General features: G+C 70.1%; 12 protein-coding genes and 1 pseudogene. 12 read left to right on the forward strand and 1 reads right to left on the reverse strand.

Annotation, left to right across the window (positions count from 1 at the left end; translation table 11 throughout):
• Window positions 1-393 (reverse strand): annotated as a pseudogene (locus D7X12_RS17000) (histidine kinase); the annotation flags it as partial.
• A gap of 110 nt (window positions 394-503) precedes the next feature.
• Here D7X12_RS17000 and D7X12_RS17005 point away from each other — a divergent pair.
• The 12 genes from D7X12_RS17005 (at window position 504) to D7X12_RS17060 (ending at window position 15,245) form a co-directional block, all read left to right on the forward strand.
• Window positions 504-2,981 carry a transglycosylase SLT domain-containing protein gene (locus D7X12_RS17005; RefSeq protein WP_120626316.1) on the forward strand — a complete coding sequence of 826 codons (2,478 nt, stop codon included), beginning with the start codon at window positions 504-506 and terminating at the stop codon, window positions 2,979-2,981.
• Between the two features lie 78 nt (window positions 2,982-3,059).
• A complete protein-coding gene (locus tag D7X12_RS17010) occupies window positions 3,060-4,517 on the forward strand; it encodes a hypothetical protein (RefSeq protein ID WP_244224608.1) in 1,458 nt (485 codons plus the stop codon).
• Window positions 4,518-4,583: 66 nt separating this feature from the next.
• Window positions 4,584-5,735, forward strand: a complete 1,152-nt coding sequence (locus D7X12_RS17015; RefSeq protein WP_120626317.1) for an oxygen-binding di-iron domain-containing protein — start codon at window positions 4,584-4,586, stop codon at window positions 5,733-5,735.
• Between the two features lie 5 nt (window positions 5,736-5,740).
• Entirely contained in the window at window positions 5,741-6,712 is a 972-nt protein-coding gene (locus D7X12_RS17020) for a serine/threonine-protein kinase (RefSeq protein WP_120626318.1), read from the forward strand.
• Between the two features lie 61 nt (window positions 6,713-6,773).
• On the forward strand, window positions 6,774-8,270 hold the full coding sequence (locus tag D7X12_RS17025) for an ATPase domain-containing protein (protein WP_120626319.1): 1,497 nt from the start codon (window positions 6,774-6,776) through the stop codon (window positions 8,268-8,270).
• Window positions 8,267-9,490 carry a sensor histidine kinase gene (locus tag D7X12_RS17030; RefSeq protein WP_120626320.1) on the forward strand — a complete coding sequence of 408 codons (1,224 nt, stop codon included), beginning with the start codon at window positions 8,267-8,269 and terminating at the stop codon, window positions 9,488-9,490. Before D7X12_RS17025 ends, D7X12_RS17030 begins: the two co-directional genes overlap by 4 nt.
• A 74-nt stretch (window positions 9,491-9,564) precedes the next feature.
• Window positions 9,565-9,978: an MAPEG family protein gene (locus tag D7X12_RS17035; RefSeq protein WP_147443702.1), complete on the forward strand. Its 414-nt coding sequence runs from the start codon at window positions 9,565-9,567 to the stop codon at window positions 9,976-9,978.
• Between the two features lie 10 nt (window positions 9,979-9,988).
• Window positions 9,989-10,369: a VOC family protein gene (locus D7X12_RS17040; protein WP_120626322.1), complete on the forward strand. Its 381-nt coding sequence runs from the start codon at window positions 9,989-9,991 to the stop codon at window positions 10,367-10,369.
• A 31-nt stretch (window positions 10,370-10,400) separates the two neighbouring features.
• Window positions 10,401-11,795 (forward strand): L-seryl-tRNA(Sec) selenium transferase, encoded by a 1,395-nt coding sequence (selA, locus tag D7X12_RS17045; protein WP_120626323.1) that lies wholly within the window; start codon window positions 10,401-10,403, stop codon window positions 11,793-11,795.
• Entirely contained in the window at window positions 11,792-12,385 is a 594-nt protein-coding gene (locus D7X12_RS17050; RefSeq protein ID WP_120626324.1) for an HNH endonuclease, read from the forward strand. The genes selA and D7X12_RS17050 overlap by 4 nt, the downstream gene beginning before the upstream one ends.
• Window positions 12,386-12,624: 239 nt before the next feature.
• Window positions 12,625-13,581 (forward strand): MinD/ParA family ATP-binding protein, encoded by a 957-nt coding sequence (locus D7X12_RS17055; protein WP_120626336.1) that lies wholly within the window; start codon window positions 12,625-12,627, stop codon window positions 13,579-13,581.
• The gene (locus D7X12_RS17060) at window positions 13,578-15,245 is read left to right on the forward strand and encodes a helix-turn-helix domain-containing protein (protein WP_120626325.1); all 1,668 of its coding nucleotides are present in this window, start codon (window positions 13,578-13,580) and stop codon (window positions 15,243-15,245) included. The genes D7X12_RS17055 and D7X12_RS17060 overlap by 4 nt, the downstream gene beginning before the upstream one ends.
• Window positions 15,246-15,285: the final 40 nt, after the last annotated feature.

Genomic DNA, 15,285 nt, shown 5'->3' on the forward strand with positions numbered 1-15,285 from the left:
GGCCCCCATCCCCACCCGCGCCCATGCTTTGTCCGCCAACGGTGTAACGGCGACGGTGAGCCCCAGCACGGCGGACAGGAGGGCGAGCCGCCGGCCGACCAGGTGGGTCCCTTTGCTGACGCCCAGGAACTCGAGGAAGAAGGCGACCGCCGCCCCGGGGACCAGGGAGACGATGAGCACCGTGGAGCCGAGCGCGATGCGGGACACCCAGGGGTAGTCCTGGGCGGGGAAGATGCTGTGGAAGAAGAGGCTGAGGTAATACCCCGCGACCGTCAGGGTGAAGACGGAGTAGAGGGTGAGCACCCGGGGACGTCCGGGCCGCAACAACATGGACACGCCCAGCGCCAGACCGATGATGGAAGCAAGCAGGGCGCTCTGTGTGCGGATATCCATGTGCAGGCGGACAGTCTAACCTCTGTCGGGCGCTGGAAATTTTCCATGCATCCCCAGTTGTCCTCGGGCGTGCCCGAGCGCATCTCCCAGGGTCCCCGAGGCCCCCGCGAATGAAAGTGTCCCTCCAGCATCTCGCCCTCCTTGCCTCCGCGGCCCTGCTGTCCGCCCAGGCTCCCGCCCCCGTCGTTCCCGCCCTGACCGCTCCGACGCAGGCCGCCACCCCGGCGCCCGCCGTGACGCCGGCGCCGACTCCGGCCTCGGCTCCGGCCCCGGCCCTCACCGAGGACACCGATCAGGCCCCCGCGTCACGCACGGGCAGCGCGCCGACGGAGGCGCAGCTCACGCCGCCCCCGGACGCCGACAAGGCCCCGCTGCCGGGCGGCTACGTGGAGGTGCTCAACCCGGCCTTCCCCGGCATCGTGCCGCCCGCTCCGGTGGTGCACCGGGGGCGCCGCTACGGGCTGGAGGACCTGACGCCGTACTTCAGCGACGGCAAGGCGAAGGACGCGAAGGACGCGTTCGACAAGGGCCAGTACACGAAGGCGCGCACGCTGCTGGAAGGCGCCGGTGACAGCCTGCCCGTGCGCTACCTGCGTGCGCTGTCGGCGGTGCGCGCGGGAGACGACAAGGCGGCGGCGACGGAGATGGCGGCGCTGGCCAACGAGTACCCGGCGCTGAGGGACCGGTGCCTTACGCACGCGGGCGTGGCGCTGGAGTCCCAGGGGCGGCTGGACGACGCGGCGGCGAGCTACAAGCTGGTGCCCGAGGACTCGCGCATGTACGTGGACGCGCGCCTGGGGCTCGCGCGCGTGCTGCGCAAGAAGAAGGACTACGACGGCGCCATGGCGGCGCTGACGCCGCTCACCCTGCGCGCCATGACGGGCTGGGGCCGCAACGTGGGGGCGGAGGCGCTGGTCGCCACGGCGGACCTCGCGGTGGAGAAGAAGGACCGCGCCGCCGAACGCGCCGCGCTGTGGCGCCTGTGGGCAAGCCAGCCCCTGTCGCCCATCATCAAGCAGGTGGAGAAGCGCCTGAAGGGCCAGGCGACGCCGCTGGACGCGAAGGTGGGCCGGGCGGAGGCGCTCATCGAAGCGCACCGCAACAAGCAGGGGCTGGCCATCCTGGAGCCGCTGCTGCCCCAGATGAAGCTGCCGGACCCGCTCGCGTGCAAGGCGCACTTCGCCTTCGGCAAGGGCCAGCGCAAGGAGCGCCAGCACACGCGGGCCATCCAGGTGCTCACCCCCGTGGTGGAGCAGTGCAAGGACCGCGACCTGCTGGCGCGCGCGCTGTACGTGCTGGGCTCGTCGCGCTCCATCGTGGACCAGGCGCGCGGGACGGAGACGTACGAGCGGCTGGCGCGCGAGTTCCCGGACCACTCGTTCGCGGACGACGCGCTCTTCTACGCGGCGGACCTGTACGTGAAGACGTCCCGCCCCAAGGAGGCCATGGCGCGGCTGGACGAGCTGGCGCGGCTGTACCCGCGCGGCGACTTCCTGGGCGAGGCGCTGTTCAAGGCGTTCTGGGTGGCGCGCACGTCGAAGGCGGAGGACGGCGGGTTCTCCTTCCTGGACCGCATCGAGCAGCAGTTCGCCACCGCGGACGAGTCCTACGACGTGGAGCGCGCGCGGTACTGGCGGGCCCGCACGCTGGAGGAGCGCGGCAACATCCAGGGCGCCGTGGAGCTGATGGAGAAGCTCGCGGTGGACCACCCGGCCACCTACTACGGGCTGATGGCGCGCTCGAAGCTGGGCGAATTGGATCCGCAGCGGCTGGAGCGTGTCTCGGAGCAGATCTTCGACGTGCCGGAGGCCGCCAGCCCCTGGCCGCTGTTCGCGGGGCCCATGGGGGACGACTCCCACTTCCGCGCGGGCGTGGAGCTGTTGCGGCTGGGCTTCCCGGACTCGGTGTCCTCGGAGCTGATGCTGGTCAACCGCACGAACCAGCCGGCGGAGTCGATGCGCCTGCTCGTCATGGTGCTGTCGCAGTCCGGTGACACGCGCTCGGCGCACGCCATCGCGCGGCTCGCGCTGCGCAAGGACCTGAGCGGCCGCATCACGGCGCAGACGCGGCCGGTGTGGGAGGTGGCCTATCCCAACGCCTTCCGAGACCTCATCGAAAAGCACACCGCGCCCGCGGGCGTGGAGCCGGACCTGCTCCAGGCGCTGATGCGCGAGGAGAGCGCGTTGGACCCCAAGGCCCTGTCCTGGGCCGGCGCGCTGGGCCTCACGCAGCTGATGCCGTCCACGGCGAAGGGCGTGGCGCGCGAGCTGAAGGTGAAGAACTTCAAGGTGGACGCGCTGCTCCATCCGGAGCTCAACATCCGCTTCGGCGCGCACTACCTCGGGGGCCTCATCAAGCAGTTCAAGGGCCACACGCCCTACGCGGTGGGCAGCTACAACGCCGGCTCCGGCGCGGTGAACCGGTGGCGCGCGAACAACCCGGCGCTGCCGCTGGACGCGTGGGTGGAGGAGATCCCCATCGCGGAGACGCGCGGCTACATCAAGCGCGTGCTGCGCTCCTACAACACCTACCAGCTCCTCTACGGCCGCGTGCCCAAGGTGCCGGTGATGCCCAGCGCATCGCGTTAGTGTGTAATCCTGGCTGAAGCCTGAATTCACGCATTCTTCGTGGAGGGGCAGGGCGGGCCGTGGTTTCCTCGGCCGCCCATGAACCCATCCCGCAAGAGCGTTGGTTCCCTCGTCGTCCTGGCCTGCATCCTGGCGGGCCTGAGCTGGCTGGCACCGAGCCGGGCCCAGGCGCAGTCGCAGCCGTGGTCGCTGACGAACGCGCAGCGCCAGGCGTTCCTGCGCTACTACGCCCCGGTCATCTTCAAGCGCGCGAACGCGGACGACGGCCGCCACGGCTACGACTGGCTGACGAACTTCGACTTCGACCAGGACGGCGACTTCTCCAACAACAAGCTGCACTGGAAGCAGATCCCCCAGTACGTGGACGCGTCGCGCACGGGGCCGAGCGCCTTTGACAGGTGGCGCGTCCGGCCGACGCTGTACACGTCGCTGATGGAATACATGGACGGGGGAAAGAACCTCACCCTCGTGTATCACCTGTATCACGCGCTGGATAAGAACGCGGCGGGCGACTACCAGCTCCACGACTGGGAGCGGGTGGAGATGCAGGTGCGCAACGTGGTGGGCAACCCGGGCAGCGGCGAGTCCGTCGCGTTCGCGGTGGTGACGCAGCACAAGCGCAACGTGGTGCGCCAGCAGGGCAGCGCCGACCTCAACTTCATGCAGACGCCCACGGGCAGCCACCTGCTCATCTGGCAGGCGGAGTGGTCCGACAAGCTGCTCGCGGCGCACGGGCAGGAGCTGCGCTTCGTCACGGAGCCGTACTCCTTCTTCGCGGGGCGGATGGCGTCGGGCGGGAAGGCGGAGGCGGACGTGAACAACGACGACGGCCGCAAGAAGCTGCACTACGTGTTCGTGCCGGAGGACTCGGCGGCGGCGGTGGCGGCGTTCAACGCTCAGCCGGTGCGGTACGCCAACGCGGATGCGCAGGCGAGCCGCTACGACAACGGGACTTCCGCCAACTGGCCCGCCGTGAAGCGCGTCACGTACGAGCTGCAGGACATCGCGGACATCGTGCCCACGCATTGGGAGTACGGCGGCTACGCGACGCACTGGCTGCCAGAAGGGCCGGAGAGCTTCTTCCTGGAGAGCCCCGTCGTGAACGAGGCGGGACAGGCGGAGGTGGCCACGGGGATGCAGCGCTTCTTCTCGAAGACGCGGGACGTGGAGAACGAGGACGACCGCGAGGGCTACCCGTCGAAGAAGTGGTTCTTCGGCACCTTCGAGCTCAACAGCAGCGCTTCGGACACGGGCGGTGGCGGGTCCAATGCCTTCCACGACAACGCCTGGGCCAGCACGGCGGTGGACTCGCGCGGCCGGACGCGCGCGAGCGCCAGCGGCTACAGCACGTCGGCTAATGCCTGGTGGTGGCAGCACGACTACTTCGTACACAGCGGCGCAGTGGACTCCTCCGACGGTGTGGAGCAGGGGTACTGGCTGACCGGCGGCTGGTACCTCGGAAGCAATGGCGGCTTCGACGGACGCTGGGTGCAGCTGTTCGACGACCGCCCGGGTGTCGAGTCCGGGGTGCGCTGAGGCGGGGTCTGCTAGGGTCCGGGCGCCGTTCCACCCCCTCTCGTTTGCGTGAAGGAACAACACGCCATGAGCAGCACTGACGTCGCCCCCCCGGGCCCCCTCCCAGACCTCAACCGCACCGCCGTGGAAATCGCACCCGAGACCTTCTGGGTCGGGAAGCGCGAACCCGGCGGCATCTTCTACGCCAACCCGTTCCTGCGGCGCTTCCGCGGCACGGACGTGCGCACGAAGAAGCCCTCCGAGTTCAACCTCCTCATCGACCCGGGCTCCAGCAGCGACTTCTCCACCATCCACACCAAGGTCGTGTCGCTGATTGGTGGCATGGACCGGCTGTCGGCGCTCTTCATCAACCACCAGGACCCGGACGTGGGCTCCTCGGCGGCCATCATCTCCGCGCGCTATTCGCCCCGCGCGAGCATCCTGTGCTCCGAGGACACCTGGCGGCTCATCGTCCACTTCAACCTGCCGCGCAACCGCTTCATCCCCACGGAGAAGTTCACCAAGGGTCTGAGCGTGCCCACCGGGCACAAGCTGCTGCCGGTGCCTTCGCCCTTCTGCCACTTCCGGGGCGCGGTGATGCTGTACGACCCGCAGACGCGGGTCCTCTTCACGGGGGATCTCTTCGGAGGCCTCACGGACTCCAAGGCCCAGGGCTTGTGGGCGGAGGAGTCCGACTGGACGGGCATCCGCGCGTTCCATCAGATCTACATGCCGGTGAACTCGGCGCTGGTGCGCGCGGTGGCCGCCATCCGCCAGCTGACGCCCGCGGTGGAGATGATCGCGCCGCAGCACGGCCGCGTCATCCGGGGCCGGCTGGTGCAGCAGTTCCTGGAGCGCATGGAGCGGCTCCAGGTCGGCCTGGACATCATCGACGAGGCGCAGGACCGCACGTTCCTCCAGGCGTGGAACTCCGTAGTGGACCGGGTGCTGACCCTGGCGCGCGGCTACCTGGGCGATTCCGTGGAGGCCAAGCTCACCGCGAGCGAGCAGCTGTCCGACACGGCCCGCTTCAATGGCAAACGGCTGGAGGTGCACCGGCTGGGCAAGTGGACGCTGGAGCACGTGGTGGAGCTGCTCTGCCAGGGGGAGCCCCCGGAGATCTCCGGTCCCATCATGGTGGAGGCCACCGTCGCCGCCTCGGAATACAACCTGCCCACGCCCCACCTGGACATCGAGGGCTCGGGCGGACCGGCCCCGGTCTCCCTGCTGGAGACCTGAGCCTGATGCGGCGGGAAGACGACAAGACAGCGCCCTCGGAGGAGGACGTCGCCGGAGGCGTGACCTACCTGACGCCGCCCTCGGCGCCGAAGGGCACGTGGATCCAGGGCGCGGTGACCCCGCCGCAGTTGCCGCACCGGGGCCTCGTCCCCGGGTCGGTGGTGGCGGAGCGCTACCGGGTGGAGCGGTGGCTGGGCGTGGGAGGCACCTCCACGGTGTACCAGGCGCTGGACCTGAAGAAGCAGCAGCGCGTGGCGCTCAAGGTGCTGGCGGTGCCGCACGCGGACGAGGCGCTGGTGACGCGCTTCCGGCAGGAGGTGGAGCACGCGCAGGCGCTGGAGCACGTCAACATCCTGCATGTCTTTGACGTGGGCTGGGATGGCGAGCGGCACTACCTGACAGTGGAGCTGCTGGAGGGCAGGGACCTGCGGCAGGTTCTTCTCGAAGGGCGCCCCACGCTGGCCAGTGCCCTGCGGTGGCTCACGCACGCCGCCGTGGCGCTGGAGCATGCGCACGCGCAGGGGGTGCTGCACCGGGACGTGAAGCCCGGCAACCTCTTCATCACCCGCACCGGGGTGTTGAAGCTGATGGACTTCGGCCTCGCCAAGAGCACCCATGTGATGGGCGCCACCACCCAGGGCACGACGCTGGGGACGCCGGAGTACATGGCGCCCGAGCAGGTGATGGGCACCCCCGTCTCTCCCGCCACGGACCTGTATGCCCTGGGGGTGGTGGCGTATGAGCTGTTCACCGGTCAGCTGCCCTTCCGTCACGCGCAGCCCGTGCCGCTGATGTTCCTGCACGTCCAGGAGGCCCCGGTGCCGCCCCGGACGTTGCGGTCGGAGCTGCCGGAGTCCTTCGAAAAGCTCGTGCTCCAACTGATGCAGAAGCGGCCCGAGGAGCGTCCTCCCAGCGCGACCGTGCTGCGCGCCCACCTGGCGAAGCTGTGGCCGGAGGTGCTCAAGCGCCCGGCGTGACGGGGAGGGTAACCCGACTTGACAGCACCGTCGTCGCCCAGAAGAGAAGAGGGGGGCGCATATGACGGTCTCCGACAGCGAGAAGATTCCTATCGGCATCCCGGGACTCAATGACGTCCTCGGGGGCGGGCTGCCCAGGAAGGGCATCTATCTGGTGCAGGGCAACCCGGGGGTCGGCAAGACGACCCTCGGGCTCCAATTCCTGCTCGAAGGCCGGGCCCTTGGGGAGCCGGGGTTGTACGTCGCGCTCACCGAGACGCGGCGTGAGGTGGAGCTGATCGCACGCTCCCATGGCTGGTCGCTCGAAGACCTTCCGATCTGGGAGATCACTCCCGCCTTCAAGCGCATCCGGCGCGAGGACGATCAGACCATGTTCCACCCGGCCGAGGTGGAACTCGACGAGACGACGCGGCCCATCTTCGAGGAGATCGACCGGGTGAAGCCGGCCCGCGTGGTGATCGATTCGCTCTCGGAGATCCGCCTGCTCTCGCGCGAGCCCTTGCGCTACCGCCGGCAGCTGCTGTTGCTGAAGCAGTTCTTCCTCGAGCGCGAGTGCACGGTCCTGCTCATCGACTCGCAAGGCTTCGCGGGCCGCGACAGCGGCGGCATCCTGGAGACGCTGATTGGCGGGCTGATCGTGCTGGAGAAGACGACGCCTGCGTACGGCACCACCCGGCGCCGGCTGATGGTGGACAAGCTCCTGGGGGTCTCATTCCGCGAGGGCTACCACGACTACCAGATCAAGACCGGGGGGCTGGTGGTGTACCCGCGCCTGGTCGCTGCGGAGCACCCCAAGGCCTTCAGCCGCGAGCCGGTCTCCAGTGCCGTCCCCGAACTCGACGACCTGCTCGGTGGCGGTCTCGAGCGCGGCACCAGCACGCTGATCCTGGGCTCGGCGGGGACGGGCAAGTCCTCCCTCGCCAGCCAGTACGCGGTGGCCGCCGCGAGGCGGGGAGAGAAGTCCGTCCTGTTCACGTTCGAGGAGTCGGTCGGGACGTGGAGGGCCCGCGCCAGCGCGTTCTGGCCGGACGTGGAGGCGCACCTCCGCTCGGGGGCGATCCGGGTCGTCCACGTGGACCCCGCCGAACTCTCACCGGGAGAACTCTCCTCGTGCATCCGCGAGGCGGTGGAGAAGCAGCAGGTGCAGATGATCGTCATCGACAGCTTGAACGGCTACCTGCAGTCGGTCCCGGAGGAGTCCTTCTTGATCCTCCATCTGCACGAGCTGCTGACCTACCTGGGGCAGAAGGGCGTGACGACGATCCTGAACATGGCCCAGTACGGGCTGCTGGGGCCGACGATGGACGTCCCGGTGGACGTCAGCTACCTCGCGGACTGCGTGCTGCTGCTTCGCTTCTTCGAGGCGGCAGGCGAGGTGCGGCAGTCGATCTCCGCGGTGAAGAAGCGCAGCGGCAGGCACGAGCGGACGATCCGCGAGTTCCAGCTCGACACCCAGGGGATCCACGTCGGCAGGCCGCTCAGGGAGTCCCATGGTGTGCTCACCGGCACGCCCAGCGACCGTGGCGGGGAGGGGCCCTTGCTTCCCCCGCGTGAATGACGACCGAGACGAACAGGGCGCTGGAGCAGCGCGTGCTGGTGCTCGCTCCCATTGGAAGAGACGCGCTCGTCACGCGTGACGTCCTCGCGCGCGCGGGCATCGTCGCGGAGCCGTGCGCCAACCTGGCGGAGGTCTGCGCGAAATTCGAGGAGGGCGCCGGAGCGCTGCTGCTCGCCGAGGAGGCCCTCACCGTCTCAGGACTGGCCCTGCTCTCCAGGGCGGTGGGGGCCCAGTGTCCGTGGTCCGATGTTCCGATCATCATCTCCACCGGAGCGGGCGAGACGACCGCCGCACGGGTCCGGGCGGTCAGCTCCCTGGAGCCGAGCGGCAATGTGACGATCCTCGAGCGCCCCGTCCGGGTCTTCACGATGGTCACCGCCGTCCAGTCAGCGCTTCGGGGGCGGGCCCGGCAGTTCCAGATGCGGGATCTCCACCTCCAGGTGCAGCGGCAGATGGAGTCGCTCACGGCGGAGCGTGAGCTGCGCGCCCGGTTTGTCTCCCTGCTCGCTCACGACCTGCGGGGCCCGGTCTCCGCGGCGATGCTCGCGGCGCAGGTGCTGCTCCGCTCACCGGAGCGCCTGGACCCGCGTCGGGAGCTGGGCGTGCGGATCAAGCGGAACCTGGACCGCATCGAGCACATGATCCGCGACATCCTCGATGCCAGCCGGGTTCAGGCAGGGCAGCCGCTGCCGCTGCGGTTGGAGGGCTGTGAGCTGACGACGATCGTCGCTGACGTGGTGGAGGAGCTGAACGACCTCCACGCGGACCGCGTCCGGTTGGATGCGGTGGAGGAGGTCCACGGCATCTGGAGCGCGGATGAGCTCCGGCGCGCGGTCTGGAACCTGGCGACCAATGGGATCAAGTACGGGGCCCCGCACTCGCCGGTGACCATCGCCATCCGGCGCGTCGAGGGGCGAGCCCGGATCTCCGTCCACAACGAGGGGGCGCCGCTGTCGCCCGACGACCGGCGGCGGCTCTTCGAACCGTTCGCTCGCGCCCGCAGCGCCGAGGCCTCGAGCCAGGTGGGCTGGGGACTCGGGCTCACGCTGGTGCGGGGCTGTGTCGAGGCCCACGGCGGGCAGGTGTCGGTGGAGAGCGGTGTGGAGGAGGGGACGACGTTCACCATCGAGGTGCCGCTCGACTCGCGTCCCTTCCAGCCCAGGGCTTCCTCCCCGGAGGCCCTGACTCCGCCCTCGACGGTGGTGGCCGGCGCCCGGTGAATCACGCCAGGAGGTGCACCTGGGCGAGCCGGCCGGGGTACGGTCCCGGCCTCTCGCAGGTGGAGGACCCCCCCTTGGCCGATCCGATGCTTGGAATGACGTTGCTCGCGGTCCCCGTCACGTCGCTCTACGGCGCACTCAATGCGTTTCTCACGCTGGGACTCGGCGTCAATGTCAGCCGGGTGCGCACGAAGCTCAACGTGTTCCGGGGCGACGGAGGAAACGCGGGCCTCATCGCCGCCATCCGCGCGCACGGAAACAACGTCGAGCACGTTCCCCTGGCCCTCATCCTGTTGCTGCTGGCCGAGCTGTGCGGCGGGAACTCCGTGGCGCTGCATGTCTTTGGAGGCGCGCTCCTCGTGGGGCGCCTGGGGCATGCGTTCGGGATGCTCAAGAACAGCCCTGTGCAGGCGGCGGGCGCGCTGTTGACGTTGCTCGTGCAGCTGGGGCTCGCCGGGTACGTGCTCTTTCTGCGACCCTGGGGTTGAGGAGGAGTCCATGCCCGTCCGTTTCAATCACACGATTGTCGCCGCCAAGGACAAGGTGCGGTCCGCGCAATTCCTCGCGGAGCTGCTCGGGCTCCCGGAACCGGAGCGCGCCGGCCACTTCGTGGTCGTCAAGCTGGAGGATGGCGCGTCGCTCGACTACGCCGAACACGGCGGCGAATTTCCCGGCCAGCACTACGCGTTCCTCGTGTCGGACGACGTCTTCGACGGGCTGATTGCGAAGATTCGCGAGCGCGGCATCCCGCACTGGGCCGACCCGCGCGGGCAGCAACCCGGTGAGATCAACACCCACGACGGCGGGCGCGGGGTCTACTTCCAGGACCCGTCGGGGCATTACATGGAAGCCATCACCGTCCCCTACGGCGGGAAGTAACGGAGCGCTCGGGCCGGGTAGACTCCCGGCCATGGGCGCTGCTTCGAATCCGCCGGAAGGGAAGAACGCGCTCCTGCGCAACCTTCCCTCGATTGAGCAACTCCTGCGTCGGCCGTCGCTGGAGCCTCGGCTCGCGCACCTTCCCCATGCCCGCGCGGTCGCGGCGCTGCGGCTCGCCGTCGAACGCGTGCGCGCCCGGCTGCTCGCGGGGGACGCCCGTCCCTTCGAGGACGCGGACGTCGAAGCCGCGCTCGCGTCACTCGCCAAACCGAACCTGCGGCCTGTCATCAACGCCACCGGCGTCGTGCTCCACACCAACCTCGGCCGCGCGCCGCTGGCCCCCGAAGCCGTAGAGCGCGTCGCCGCCGTGGCGCGGGGCTACTCCAACCTCGAATACGACCTGGACGAAGGCGAGCGCGGCAGCCGCTATGCGCCGCTCGTGGGCCTGCTGCGCACGCTCACCGGCGCGGAGGATGCGCTCGTGGTCAACAACTGCGCGGGCGCCGTGCTGCTCGTCCTGGCCGCGCTCGCCTCCGGCCGCGAGTGCGTCGTGTCTCGCGGCGAGCTGGTGGAGATTGGCGGCGGCTTCCGCGTACCGGACGTCATGCGCCAGTCCGGCGCGAAGCTCGTGGAGGTGGGCACCACCAACCGCACCCGCCGCGCGGACTACGCCCACGCGCTGGGCCCCGACACCGGCCTCATCGTGAAGGTGCACCGCTCCAACTTCGCGCTCGTCGGCTTCACCGAGGAGGCGTCCCTCGCGGAGCTGGCGGACCTGGGCCGCGCACGCGGCGTGCCGGTGTTCCAGGACCTGGGCTCCGGCGCGCTCGTGCCGCTCGTCGGACCTGGGCTCACCCCGGAGCCCACGGTGGGCCACGCGGTCACCGCCGGAGCGGATGTGGTAGCGTTCTCCGGTGACAAGCTTCTGGGAGGCCCCCAGGCAGGCGTCATCGTGGGCCGCAAGGACCTGCTCCAGCGCATCAAATCCCACCCGCTCACGCGGGCGCTGCGTGTCGACAAGATGACGGTCGCGGCGTTGGAAGCGACGCTGGAGCTGTACCGGGATGGCCGCCCGGAAGCCGTGCCCACGCAAAGCCTGCTCGTTCAGGAGCCGGCGGTGTTGAGCGCTCGGGCCGGTCGGTTGTTGGGTTTGCTGACAGCGCGCGGTGTCGAAGCACGGGTGGTGTCCGTGGATGGACAGGTGGGAGGGGGGGCCATGCCATTGGCCCGGTTGCCTTCCTACGCTTGCAGCCTCACCGTAGAAGCGCCGGAAGTATTCCTGGATCACCTGCGCGGGGGCGAGGTGCCGGTTATTGGCAGGATCGCGGATGGCGAGGTCGTTCTCGACGTCCGGTGTCTCTCTGAGGAGGACCTGGGCCTGGTCGCGCAATCCGTAGCGGCCGCCCGTTCGGGAAGCCAGCCATGATCAACAGCGCCGTGCTCGTTCTCAACCGGTACTACCAACCGGTTCACGTGACGTCGGTAAAACGGGCGTTCTCACTGCTGTATCAGGGTGTCGCGAAGGCCATTGACGAGCAGTACCGGCTGTATGAGTTCGCGGATTGGGCGGCCCTGAGCGCCACGAAGGACAGCATCACCACCATCGACCGGACCATCCGGGTCCCCCGCGTGCTCGTGCTCGGAGCGTATGACCACCTGCCGCGCGCCAAGGTGCGCTTCTCGCGCCTCAACATCTATGCGCGCGACAACGACACCTGCCAGTACTGCTCCAAGCAGCTGCCGCGCAGCGACCTCAACCTGGACCACGTCAATCCGCGCACCCAGGGAGGGAAGACGACGTGGGAGAACGTGGTGTGCTCCTGCGTGCCCTGCAACCTGAAGAAGGGCGGTCGTACGCCGGAGCAGGCGGGGATGCGGCTGCTCAAGAAGCCCGTGCGCCCGCGCTGGACGCCGCTGTTCCGGGGCGCCGTCCGCAAGGTCACCTACCGGGAGTGGCTGCCGTTCCTCCACCTCGCGGACCTGTCGTACTGGAACGTCGAACTGCTCGACGAGTGACACCGACCGGCCCTCCGGTCGCCTGCCCTCCGACCTTCCAGGCGTCGGGGGCGGGCAGGGTGGCACCCCGGGTGGGTCGTGGGAGCAGGCCGTGAAATGGCGGGGTGTCGACTCGGGCAGTAGGACGGGATTTGATGCGAGCCTCCGTGAAGCCCGCCCCCCTGTCTCCTCCACCCGGCTCCGCTCCTGCCTCCCTGGCTGGCGCGTCGGCGCGTCCCTTGAGCGCCGTGGACAATGATGTGAGCTCGGGCCCTGTCGGACTCACGCGGAAGCCGCGCTCGCGGCGCATCATCGCCGTGGGCGGGGGCAAGGGCGGCATCGGCAAGTCGATGGTGTCCGCGAACCTGGGCGTCGCGCTCGCGCAGGCTGGCCACAAGGTCCTGCTGGTGGACGCGGACCTGGGCGGCGCCAACCTGCACACGTGCCTGGGCGTCGGGCCTCCGGAGTCCACGCTGTCGGACTTCCTGCGGCGCGGGAAGGGGAACCTGGAAGAGGTGATGGTCGCCACCGGCGTGCCGGGGCTGTCCCTCATCGCCGGGGCGCAGGACTCGCTGGACGCGGCCAACCTCAAGTACGCGCAGAAGCAGAAGCTCCTGCGCACGCTGCTCGCGCAGACGGCGGACTACCTCATCCTGGACCTGGGCGCGGGCACCAGCTTCAACACGCTCGACTTCTTCCTGCTCGCGGACCACGGGCTCCTGGTGGTGCTGCCGGAGCCCACGTCGGTGGAGAACGCGTACCGCTTCGTCAAGGCGGCCTTCTTCCGCAAGCTGCAGCAGGTGGAGTCGCAGTACGGCATCCAGGACCTCGTCGAAGGCGCGCTGTCCACCCGCGAGGGCGGGCTGCGAACGCTGCATGACGTCGTCGCGCAGGTGCGGCGCAAGGCCCCGTCGGACGCGGAGCGGCTGGAGCGGGAGCTGGCCTCGTTCCGCGTGCGACTCGTGGTGAACCAGGCCCGCACGGACGCGGACGAGAAGGTGGGCGGCGCGATGGTGGCCGCCTGGAAGAAGTTCTTCGGCATCGACATGGATGATCTGGGCGCACTGCGCTACGACGACGAGGCCTGGCGCGCGGTGCGCAAGCGGCGACCGGTGCTCATCGAGCGGCCCGACTCGCCCGTCTCCCTGGGGCTCCAGCGCATTGCCGCGCGTCTGCTGTCGCTCGACGGCCCATCCTCCGAGTCCGCCATCCCATGAAGCCCTTCGCGCAGCAGACGTACTACGAGCTCCTGGAGGTGCCGCCCACGGCGTCCGACGAGGACATCCGCGCGGCCCATCAGCGCCTGATGGAGCTGTACTCGCCGGACTCCGTCGCGGTGTACGCGCTGGGCGACCCCGAGCAGGTGGATGCGCTGCGCGAGCGGATGACGGAAGCGATGGAGATGCTCACGGACGCGCAGCTGCGTCTCGAGTATGACCGCTCCATCGGGCTGCCCATGGAACGGCTCGCGAAGGCGGGCTCCACGCCAGCGGCCCAGGACAAGGCGGATTCGGCGGCCCGGGTCGCGGAGGCCCTGGCGACCGCGGCGGCCGCGCTGGCGAAGGCCGCGGGCGCCGTGGATGCCGAACGGGTGGAGGCGGAGTCCCGGCTGAAGGCCGCGGCGTCCGTGAACGAGGAAGAGGCGCCGCAAGCGAGCGCGACGCCCGGAAAGAGCGAGGAGCGGATGCGGGCGGAGGAGCCGAAGCGACAGGAGCCCTCGGGGAAGGACGCGTCGGACGCGGCCTCCGAGCCGGTGATGGTGGGCGGCATGGCGGTGGTGGATGCCTTCCGCGCTTCATTCAACCAGAGCCTGTCGTTCGTCTACGTCCCCACGGGTCCGCTGCGAGGGCAGGGCCGGGCGAACGTCGCGTCCGCGGTCTCCGCGCCCGTGGAGGAGCACCGTCCCGCCGTGGAGGCCGTGAGCCCCCCGAACGCCGGGCCTGGCGCGAGCGCTTCGTCCGAAGCCACCGCGGTCCCCGCCACCGCTCCCGTTGCCACCGAAACCGTCACCATCGCAGCGTCGCCAGAGCGCGCTCCGGAGCCGGCCGAGGAGGCCGCAACGCTCACGGAGGACCCCGCCGCAAGCCCGGCCGCCAGCACCACCACGGTCCGCGAGGAGCCTCCCACCGCTGCCTCGGCCGTGGCCGCACCGGACGCGGTGACGCCGCCGGGCGAGCCGGGCACCGCCACGCCGCCTGAGACCGTGGTCGCCAGCACCTCACCCGCTCCGAGCGAGCCCGTCAGCGCACCGGGCGGTGACACCGCGTCCGCTTCGCCCGTCTCCGGAGCAACCGCCCAGGGCGAGTCGGATCCGAACCCCACCCGTGCTCCGACGCCCGCCGAAGCGCCCCCGGACGCCTCCTCCACGGCGCTGGCACGGACGACCCCGGCCACCGGTGCTTCCAAGACCGCCGTGCGGCCCCTCACGTCACGCCCCATCGACTCGCGTTCCGCGGCGAACAGCCGCCCCGGCTCCGGGGCGCGGGGCCCCATCGGTCCGAAGCTCGGAGACGCGCAGGTGCTGGCGCAGGACTCGGCCATCGCGACCGCGGAGTCCGCGCTGGCGCAGGTGGCCGCCCGGGTGCGCGAGGCCCGTCCCCGGGGCGTGGACATCCCGGCGGACGCCGAGTTCAACGGCGAGCTGCTGCGCCGGGTGCGCGAGGCCCGGAGCCTGTCCATCCAGCAGCTCGCCGACCGCACCCGCATCTCCGTGCGTCACCTGGAGAACGTGGAGGCGGACCGCTACACCGCGCTGCCCCCGCCGGTGTACCTGCGCGGCATCCTGATGAACCTCGCCCGCGAGCTGGGGTTGGATCCGCTGCGCGTGTCCAAGAGCTACCTGGGGCTGTTCTCCGAGAAACCCCCCAAGTCGGGCCGTTGACCTGGAGGGCGGCCTGCCGTCACTCCGCGCATCAGGAAAG

The organism is Corallococcus sicarius, from assembly GCF_003611735.1.
Classification (GTDB): domain Bacteria; phylum Myxococcota; class Myxococcia; order Myxococcales; family Myxococcaceae; genus Corallococcus; species Corallococcus sicarius.

Coding starts and splice junctions, on each gene's coding strand:
- selA (WP_120626323.1), top strand. CDS start 10,401: ATGGGCGCTGCTTCGAATCCGCCGGAAGGGAAGAACGCGCTCCTGCGC.
- D7X12_RS17040 (WP_120626322.1), top strand. CDS start 9,989: ATGCCCGTCCGTTTCAATCACACGATTGTCGCCGCCAAGGACAAGGTG.
- D7X12_RS17005 (WP_120626316.1), top strand. CDS start 504: ATGAAAGTGTCCCTCCAGCATCTCGCCCTCCTTGCCTCCGCGGCCCTG.
- D7X12_RS17060 (WP_120626325.1), top strand. CDS start 13,578: ATGAAGCCCTTCGCGCAGCAGACGTACTACGAGCTCCTGGAGGTGCCG.
- D7X12_RS17030 (WP_120626320.1), top strand. CDS start 8,267: ATGACGACCGAGACGAACAGGGCGCTGGAGCAGCGCGTGCTGGTGCTC.
- D7X12_RS17025 (WP_120626319.1), top strand. CDS start 6,774: ATGACGGTCTCCGACAGCGAGAAGATTCCTATCGGCATCCCGGGACTC.
- D7X12_RS17020 (WP_120626318.1), top strand. CDS start 5,741: ATGCGGCGGGAAGACGACAAGACAGCGCCCTCGGAGGAGGACGTCGCC.
- D7X12_RS17050 (WP_120626324.1), top strand. CDS start 11,792: ATGATCAACAGCGCCGTGCTCGTTCTCAACCGGTACTACCAACCGGTT.
- D7X12_RS17015 (WP_120626317.1), top strand. CDS start 4,584: ATGAGCAGCACTGACGTCGCCCCCCCGGGCCCCCTCCCAGACCTCAAC.
- D7X12_RS17010 (WP_244224608.1), top strand. CDS start 3,060: ATGAACCCATCCCGCAAGAGCGTTGGTTCCCTCGTCGTCCTGGCCTGC.